The following is a 2,278-nucleotide window of genomic DNA, read 5'->3' on the forward strand; positions in this document are numbered from 1 at the left end:
CCCCCGGCGCCCGCGTCTGGTCGGCCCCCGCCGAGTCGGCCCACCAGGCGGCCCTGCGCACCTCCATGCGCAGCCTGGGCCTCGGCGAGCCGATCGGCCGCATCAGCGCGGGCATCGGCCCCACGCTGGCCACGGCGTCCGCGGTGGGCGGCGAGACGGTCGTCCTGCCGCTGGTCGCCCGCAACCGCGTCATCGGCATGCTGACCCTCGGCAAACCGACGGACGAACACTTCCGCCAGGAAATCCTGGAGTTGGCGGAGGACCTCTCCCGAAGGGCCGCCCTGGCCCTCGACAACGCCCGCCTCTACTCCGAGCGCACAGCCATCAGCCAGTCCCTCCAGCGCAGCCTCCTGCCGCCCGAGCTCCCCGAGATCGACGGCGTCGAGGTCGAGGTCATCTACCGCGCGGCCGGCGAGGGCAACGAGGTCGGCGGCGACTTCTACGACCTCTTCCCGATCAGCGACGGCGCCTACGGCTTCGCCATTGGCGATGTCTGCGGTACGGGCCCCAACGCGGCGGCGGTCACCGGTCTGGCCCGGCACGCACTCCGACTCCTCGCACGCGAGGGCCTCAGCGGCCCGGCGGTCCTTGAGCGCCTGAACTCCGCGATCCTCGACGAGGGCGCCCGCAGCCGCTTCCTGACACTCCTGTACGGCGAGTTGAGGCCGCAGGAGGACGGCAGCGCCGAGCTGAAGGTGGTCTGCGCCGGCCACCCGCTCCCGCTCCGCCTGCGCCAGGACGGCACGGTCGAGCCGGCCGCCGAACCCCAGCCGCTCCTCGGCGTCATGGAAGACCTGGAACTCTACGAGCAGACGGTCACCCTCGACCCGGGCGACGTCCTGCTGTGCGTCACGGACGGCGTCACCGAACGCCGCGAAGGCAGCCGCATGCTGGGCGACGACGGCCTCACCGACGTCCTCACCACCTGCACGGGCCTCACGGCGGGCGCGGTGGCGGCCCGCATCATGCGCGCCGTCGAACGCTTCGCCTCGGACGCCCCGTCCGACGACATGGCCATCCTGGCGATGCGCGTCCCGGGCATCCACAAGGACTGAGGAAGACAGGCAGAAGGGCATGAGAAAGGCCCCGCCCGAATGGGCGGGGCCTTCTGCGTGGAGCCCCCAAACGGAATCGAACCGTTGACCTTCTCCTTACCATGGAGACGCTCTACCGACTGAGCTATAGGGGCCAGCTGCCTTTTGCGAAGTTCCCCTCGCGGCAACGGAATAGATCATACCCCGAACACACCCGTGCTCCCAAACCCATCAGAAGGCAGGCTGGAGCAGTCCTCCGAGCGCGTTGCACGCGGACACGATCCGCTGCATGTCGCGTTTGGTCAGAGCGGCATCGACGGGCAGGGCCAACGTTTCATCAGCGGCCCGCTCCGTCTCCGGCAGCGACACACATCGCCGATATTCAGGCAGCCGATGCACAGGCGTCTTCACCGGAACTCGGCACTCAACACCCTTGGCCCGCACGGCCCGAGCGAAGGCATCACGATCCGGCCGCCCATTCCCCGGCACCCGCACGACGTATTGCTGATACGTGTGCCCGTCACCACCATCGGGCGTCTGCACACCCTTCAACTTCGCATCGAGATACGAGGCCCGCTGCCTGCGCTGAGCGACCTCGCCATAGGGCACCTCGGACTCACCCTGTTCCAGCACCAACAGCCCATGCCGCCGGCCGATCTCATGCAACCGCTCGATATCGGCCGACCGACCGAATCGGTGTACGGCGACGACAGCCGCCGTCCGCGGCGTCACGACCGCCTCCACAGCGGCGGCCTCCAAGCAGTACGTCAGCGGATCTATGTCCGCGAACACCGGCAGCGCCCCGGCCAGGACCACGGCCTCGGCGACTTCGACGTTCCCGAAGGCCGGTACGACAACCTCGTCACCGACTCCGACGCCGGCAGCCCTGAGCATTGCAGCAGTACCCATATGGGGGATGTTGGTAGCGCAACGTGAACTTCAGGTGACGCACAACAAAAAAGGGTTGGTCCCGGAACCGAAGTTCCGGGACCAACCCTATTAAAAGGAGTTCGGCGGCGTCCTACTCTCCCACAGGGTCCCCCCTGCAGTACCATCGGCGCTGTAAGGCTTAGCTTCCGGGTTCGGAATGTAACCGGGCGTTTCCCTCACGCTATAACCACCGAAACACTATGAAACAATCAAACACTGCCGCACCGCATGTGACCCATGCGGGGCCGTTCGTGGTTTCAGAACTAACACAGTGGACGCGAGCAACTGAGGACAAGCCCTCGGCCTATTAGTAC

General features: G+C 67.2%; 2 protein-coding genes, 1 tRNA gene and 1 rRNA gene. 1 reads left to right on the forward strand and 3 read right to left on the reverse strand.

Annotated elements, in window-relative coordinates; genetic code table 11:
* Positions 1 to 1,055 (forward strand): PP2C family protein-serine/threonine phosphatase (locus L0P92_RS43885; RefSeq protein ID WP_234768723.1); only part of this gene is annotated, 1,055 nt, incomplete at its 5' end.
* Between the two features lie 58 nt (positions 1,056 to 1,113).
* On the opposite strand, the gene L0P92_RS43890 is transcribed toward L0P92_RS43885, so the two are convergent.
* From L0P92_RS43890 to rrf, 3 genes are all read right to left on the reverse strand, one after another.
* A tRNA-Thr gene (locus tag L0P92_RS43890) sits at positions 1,114 to 1,189 on the reverse strand.
* Between the two features lie 76 nt (positions 1,190 to 1,265).
* Complete coding sequence (locus L0P92_RS43895) at positions 1,266 to 1,928, reverse strand: DegT/DnrJ/EryC1/StrS family aminotransferase (protein ID WP_234768724.1); 663 nt, start codon at positions 1,926 to 1,928, stop codon at positions 1,266 to 1,268.
* Between the two features lie 114 nt (positions 1,929 to 2,042).
* Positions 2,043 to 2,159, reverse strand: a 5S ribosomal RNA gene (gene rrf, locus L0P92_RS43900).
* Positions 2,160 to 2,278 lie beyond the last annotated feature (119 nt).

It is taken from the genome of Streptomyces muensis (assembly GCF_021474425.1).
Classification (GTDB): Bacteria; Actinomycetota; Actinomycetes; order Streptomycetales; family Streptomycetaceae; genus Streptomyces; species Streptomyces muensis.